Below are 5,373 nucleotides of genomic sequence, written 5' to 3' on the forward strand. Positions count from 1 at the left end.
TAGGCGTCGGCCTTCGCTGGCCCCGTTACATAATTGGGAGTGTCGCGGCATCGTTGGCTTTTGGCTGCTCCCATACGCTTTTGACCTGCGATTTGTCCCCTGGTACGCTTGATTGCTGGCAATGAGGTGGGGTGACCTACGTTGACACGCCACCAAGCAGCCCCTTCTGTACCTGATGTGTACCCATTATGTAACGTACCACCCAATGCCGTTACATAATTTATGTAACGGATACTCTCCGTGCTGCAAACAGTGGTCTGGACCTCTTGAACATTTCGATGCATGGAAAGGTTGAAATAAAACCTCCCAGAGGGGGTCCTGTAACTCGCCGAGAGAGCGTCGCACATTTCTGATGCATTCACTCGCCTTACATTATCCGGTTTCTGGTGGAGTGTTGGTTATTCTGTACTGATTCTCTCTCGATGGTGTTCTCCAAAGAGGTGAATCGTTATGTCTCGAAGCGGAATATCATGGACGTCGGACGGTGGCTCAACAAGCAGCGCGAGCACGCCACTTGGACAGCCCTGATGGACGGGCAGCGTGAGCGCCTGGAGCAGCTCGGCATCGTGCCCCTGCCACCGGAGCAGGAGACACGCCAAGGCCCCAAAGACGGCCTTGGGCGCCTTCGAGAAGGGCGTTGCGGCCCTTGCGCAGTACCAAGGGCCCGCACGGGCTCTGTGACGGTCCCCAGGGGCCACACAGAAACGATCGTGATCGCCAGCCAGGAGCACGCGATCAAGCTCGGGGTATGGACGATGAATCTAAAGGGCCGCAGGGCGAAGTTGACCCCCGACAGGCTCCGGCAGCTGGCGGAGCTCGGGCTGGCGTGGGCGGCGGAAGGGGCGGCAGCGTGATGACCGGTGACGGCGCTCAGGGCCTCGCGGGCCGCCGTGGTATCGGGGGCGTGTCGGACGGTCTGGGACACGTGAACTCCTCTGTCTCAGCAGCGGGTCGAATCTATGGCGCGTAGGCAAAGGCCGTCTGGTGAAGGGCAGTTGAGTCCGCGAGACTCGGATCATGGATGCAGGTGCGCGGTGCTTGGTGCGGCGGTGGGGGCATTCGGTACTGGAGCGGCTGCCCTGGCCAGTGGGTGGCTGGGGGCCCGTTCCGCCCGGCAGCAGATCGTTGCCCAGCGCGTGCAGGCGGATCAGCAGCGGCGTTTTGAGCACGCGCGTGACCGACGCGAGCCTCGCAGCCAGGCTTACGCCGACCTCATCGCCCAGACGCAGAAGGTCGGCACGCTGATCAACGTGATGAACCGGGCGGAGGTGTACACCACGGACGGCGTGCGCGAAGTGATGGAACAGGTCACCCAACTGCTGCGCTGCCGCGCCCGTGTCTCAGTCGAGGGTCCCATCGCAGTCGCTGACAGCACGGAGGACCTGGTTGAAGCGGCTTCGGACTGCCGGGATGTGCTGGCAGCGCTGGTGTCGCTGCCGGGGACTTCCCTCGAGATGCAGGCAATGTCCCGGGCGGAGCTGGTGGGGCGGTGCCGTGAGGGGGTTGAGTCCCTCGCGGCGAGCCTGTCCGTCTTCGTGGGCGAGGCACGCGAAGCGCTTGATGACAACGGTGCACCGTGAGCATCCGGCACCGGTAGCCGGAGCTGGAACTTACTCGTCAGGCTGAGCAGGTTGCGGCTGTTCACCTCACCCTGTGGCCGCCGGAGTCTCCGGCGGCCACAGGGTCCGCACTATCGCTGGATGAGGTATCCGGTGTACCCGCCGGCTCCGGCAACTGCCGTGCCGAGCCAGACCATTGCCCTGGCGGATACGTAGAAGCCGACCGTGAGGTCCAGATCATCACCGATCTGTACGCGGATCTTCTTCTGCTTCCTCGGGTTGCGCTTGGGTGCGGGCGACTCGCGCCCGTCGCACATGCCGGCCTCCTTGGTTTCGTACTCCGCTGATGAATCACAACCCCACGCTCCGGCCAAAGAGATCGAGGCTGTGAGGGCATTCTGGAGTACGGGCGCCCGAGTGCCGTAATCGCGCGTATACGTGCAAATCGGTGGAGCGTGCAGGTCAATGTGATGCCGACTCGGAACCGGGAGACCCGCAGTGTGATTCAGGTCACCTGACCTTGACCGGCGGTGTCACCCAAGGGGTGGAAGCGGGTTCGTCGACCCGGCGGTTTCCGCATGTGGCGACCTACGGAAGTAGTGACCGCCAGATGCGTCGATCGGTTGTACGGCACCCGCTCGCAAGCGAGCGTGATTTGGGTCACACATTCCCTGCTTAGGGAGGGGGTGACCTGCGCCCATAACGCAGCGCTAAGAGTTCGTTGACCCTGTGTGTAGATATAGCTCGCTACCATCACTCACGGATAGAGATCGGACCATCACGCATGGTAGTCACTCAACCTCGTTGGGTGTGCGCTTTTAGCGCACGTGTTCGTCTTGGTTTCGACTTCGCTGAAGGCCCGTCACCTCCGCTCCGGCCAAAGAGATCGAGGTGGCGGGTTTTCCATTGCCCTGCAGCACGCACCCGGTGGCCCTGGAGTAGATGGCCGACCCGGCCCGGGCGGTGGTGCCTACGACGCTCGCGACTCCTCACTCAAGTCCACCAGCAGGGTGTTGTTCACTGCGATGGGGTCGTCCGTGCGGGCGGTGGAGCAGCTGATCCGCGAGCCCTCCGCCCAGAAGCTGGTGCAGCGGGATCCTGGGTTCGCGCGGATGACGGGTGGCCACCCTGGATGACCTCGAGGAGGACTGGACGCGCGGACTGACACTTCCTTCGCGAGCTGCGTTCGGCGAAGGCCAAGTACCGGCGGGTGCGGGACCGGATGGTCGACACGGACGTCGCGGCCGCCGTGATCCCGGACTACCCGCTGTCGGCCTGACGCTCTCCAGCTGGCCAGACCACCGAGGCCTCGCCTGGCGGGGCTTCAGCGGCCTCGCGCTCGTAGCGGACGATGGCGTCGGCCACGTTCCGCTTGAGTTCGCCGTCACCCCGTCCGTGGCACGAGAGCTCCCATGGGGTGCGGTGTGCAGGAACGGGCGGCTACAGGTCGAGGACGGCGCGCAGCGCCTGGTCCACGCGGGCCATCGCTTCGGGGTCGGCCTCACCCAGGAGCTTCGCGCCGTCGAATCGGTCGAGGCGGAGCTGCTGGAGGTTGACGGCGACTGCGGTGGCCGGGAGGGGGTCGCCCAGCACGACGGACATGGCGGTGTCCGGGAAGCGGCCGGACGGGTGCAGCACGATGACCAGCACCGCCCCGTAGCGCTCTTCCAGGCCGGTCAGGGAGACGACCAGCACGGCGCGGCCGTCAGGCAGGGTCCAGATTTCGCCGCGCCTCACAGGGTGTCGCCCTCGCCCGCCAGGTCGTCGCCGAGGCCGAGCGCGGCGAGCTGCTGCGCGGCGTCGAGGGTGGCGGCGCGGCGGGCGGCGCGCACGACGTACGCGTTGACGCTCAGACCGGCCTCCGCGGCGGCTGCCTTGATCGAGGGGGCGAGTTCCTCGGGGATGCGCAGGGTCATGGTGGTGACAGTCACGGGTGCAGAGTACGCCACCGGTTCGCGGTGTCGTAGGGCGGTTGCTACATGTGACGGCGCAGGCCTGCGTCAGTAGTCGCTGGGGAGAATCAGGGTCAGGACCGGTTCCGACGCATCCCCGGGGTGCATCTCTGCGTGCAGCTCGTCGGCGGGGCCGGAGGGCTGTCCGGACGCCATGGGCAGGCCGGAGACTTTTGCGCCCGTCTCTTCGTGGGGCATCTGGGCGATGGCGTACCGGACTGCGGACAGGACAACCGCCAGCCTGCTTCCCTGGCCTGCGATGTACATCTGCCAGGCCCGAGCGCTGAACGCCACCGGGACGGCGAACCCCGGCATCGATGAGTTCCGCCCTCGTGGGAACCCCTGGACCGAACGTGTCCTCGTTCATGCCCATGAGCATCCCGCGGCCGGCCCCATGAACGCCGTCCCCCACACGAGCGACACCGAGGGCGGCGCAGAGCAGGACAGGAATCAGGGATACGGCCCCGGCGGGTGCCGTGCGGAGTCCCGGCCACCCCCCGGCTTGCCCGTCACCCGTGTGGGCGATTGCGCCCGCGGGCGGTCGGAGAGACGCTGCCCGCGCGTCCGCGCGAGTCGGCACGCCAAGGCCTGCGACAGGGGCCCCGGAAACGCAAAGAAGGCCCCCGCCCCACCGGTGTGAGAACCGGTGGGGCGGGGGCCTCGGCTGTGCGCTGGGTCTTCGGTGGACCGTCAGTGGTCGCGCGCCGGGAGCACGCGGGCTTCGGGAAGCTCGCCGCGTTGGCCGGCCTCGGGCTGGGGTGGGCCGCAGCGGAAGGAGCGGCGTGATGAGCGCACCCGAGGCGAACTCAGGAACAGCCGGGTTCACGCGTCAGGCGGGCGTCCCGGGAGAGGTTCCCTTGGTGCGCTGCACAGGTCGTGGCCTACGGCTCCAGGGTGATGGAGTTGATCGGCGTCATGTCTTTGTCGATGTACCAGCCGGCGGGCAGGTAGCCCTGACAGCCACTGCCGTTGTATCCCGTGCAGGTACGCATAGTCGCGCCGCCGGTCTGGTTGTTGAAGATGCGGTAGGTCCCGTACATGTTGCTGAGGTTGTAAGTCCCGTACTTGTAGTACGTCTGGGACGGCTGGTCGTTGTTCCACCCGGCACCCGGGTAGAAGCACACGTCCCCAGAGGGGCATCCGTGGCTGGCGTCCGCGGCCTGCGCGCTTGCGGCGGTGCCGAGGAGAAGGCCGGCTGTGGCGGTGACGGCGGCGGCGCCCACGGCGATGGCCTTGCGGTTGAACTTCATGGTCTGTTCCCCCTGATGGTCCAGGTTGCCCACCTTGGTTGGCGGACGTGGACAACCATGCCCCCGGTCGCCCCGGGGAAGTACCTGTGAAGTCCCAGGGTCATCTTTGGCCGGCGATGCCGTACTCATTCTTGTCGGGACCGAACACGTAGGGGTTGAAGTCCGGCTTCGTTCTCACCGCACTGGGGCCACAACAGCAACCGCCAGCCGATCGCGTGGGTGGACAGCACACCCGACGACTCGTGAGCGGCGGTGAGACCGGCGACAGGACCCGGGGCGCACGAGCAGCCCGGGGTCCTTCACTGTCCCGGGCCAGCAGCACCGCTCCCAGGCCCTACACGCACCGAGTGGGCAGCGCCCCGGCCGACTGGTGAGTATCTGCAGCACTGGGGTGTTGGGGTGTCGGCGCAGGACGGTCGACGTGCAAGCGTGGCCGGTCCTCACCACCGTCGTCACCCGCCACGAACTCCCGCCGAGCGGCTGCGGTGCCCCCCGTTATGTTTTCTGCGGTCCTGCAATGGGACCGCTGGCCTCCGGGCCCGGCATGGCTGTTCCCCCCTGTCGAAGGGATGACCTGGGGGGTGGTGCCACCGGGCCCGAGAGGCGCCGTTG

7 protein-coding genes are annotated in these 5,373 nt (G+C 66.5%); 2 read left to right on the forward strand and 5 right to left on the reverse strand.

The window, feature by feature from the left end:
• Positions 1–527: 527 nt before the first annotated feature.
• Both LJ657_RS49540 and LJ657_RS47850 read left to right on the forward strand, forming a co-directional pair.
• Positions 528–854, forward strand: coding sequence for a helicase associated domain-containing protein (locus tag LJ657_RS49540; protein WP_505016533.1), 327 nt, complete (start codon positions 528–530; stop codon positions 852–854).
• Between the two features lie 282 nt (positions 855–1,136).
• Positions 1,137–1,580: a hypothetical protein gene (locus LJ657_RS47850; RefSeq protein ID WP_232656060.1), complete on the forward strand. Its 444-nt coding sequence runs from the start codon at positions 1,137–1,139 to the stop codon at positions 1,578–1,580.
• A gap of 110 nt (positions 1,581–1,690) precedes the next feature.
• Here LJ657_RS47850 and LJ657_RS47855 read toward each other — a convergent pair whose 3' ends face one another.
• The 5 genes from LJ657_RS47855 to LJ657_RS47875 form a co-directional block, all read right to left on the reverse strand.
• Entirely contained in the window at positions 1,691–1,876 is a 186-nt protein-coding gene (locus tag LJ657_RS47855) for a hypothetical protein (RefSeq protein ID WP_232656061.1), read from the reverse strand.
• A 1,123-nt stretch (positions 1,877–2,999) separates the two neighbouring features.
• A complete protein-coding gene (locus tag LJ657_RS47860) occupies positions 3,000–3,296 on the reverse strand; it encodes a putative type II toxin-antitoxin system PemK/MazF family toxin (protein WP_232656062.1) in 297 nt (98 codons plus the stop codon).
• Complete coding sequence (locus LJ657_RS47865; protein ID WP_232656063.1) at positions 3,293–3,490, reverse strand: toxin-antitoxin system HicB family antitoxin; 198 nt, start codon at positions 3,488–3,490, stop codon at positions 3,293–3,295. Before LJ657_RS47865 ends, LJ657_RS47860 begins: the two co-directional genes overlap by 4 nt.
• Positions 3,491–3,559: 69 nt before the next feature.
• The gene (locus LJ657_RS47870; protein WP_232656064.1) at positions 3,560–3,826 is read right to left on the reverse strand and encodes a hypothetical protein; all 267 of its coding nucleotides are present in this window, start codon (positions 3,824–3,826) and stop codon (positions 3,560–3,562) included.
• A gap of 566 nt (positions 3,827–4,392) precedes the next feature.
• Positions 4,393–4,761 carry a hypothetical protein gene (locus LJ657_RS47875; protein WP_232656065.1) on the reverse strand — a complete coding sequence of 123 codons (369 nt, stop codon included), beginning with the start codon at positions 4,759–4,761 and terminating at the stop codon, positions 4,393–4,395.
• Positions 4,762–5,373: the final 612 nt, after the last annotated feature.

This window comes from Streptomyces guryensis (assembly GCF_021261325.1).
GTDB classification, from domain to species: domain Bacteria; phylum Actinomycetota; class Actinomycetes; order Streptomycetales; family Streptomycetaceae; genus Streptomyces; species Streptomyces guryensis.

Coding starts and splice junctions, on each gene's coding strand:
- LJ657_RS49540 (WP_505016533.1), top strand. CDS start 528: ATGGACGGGCAGCGTGAGCGCCTGGAGCAGCTCGGCATCGTGCCCCTG.
- LJ657_RS47855 (WP_232656061.1), bottom strand. CDS start 1,876: ATGTGCGACGGGCGCGAGTCGCCCGCACCCAAGCGCAACCCGAGGAAG.
- LJ657_RS47870 (WP_232656064.1), bottom strand. CDS start 3,826: ATGCCGGGGTTCGCCGTCCCGGTGGCGTTCAGCGCTCGGGCCTGGCAG.
- LJ657_RS47875 (WP_232656065.1), bottom strand. CDS start 4,761: ATGAAGTTCAACCGCAAGGCCATCGCCGTGGGCGCCGCCGCCGTCACC.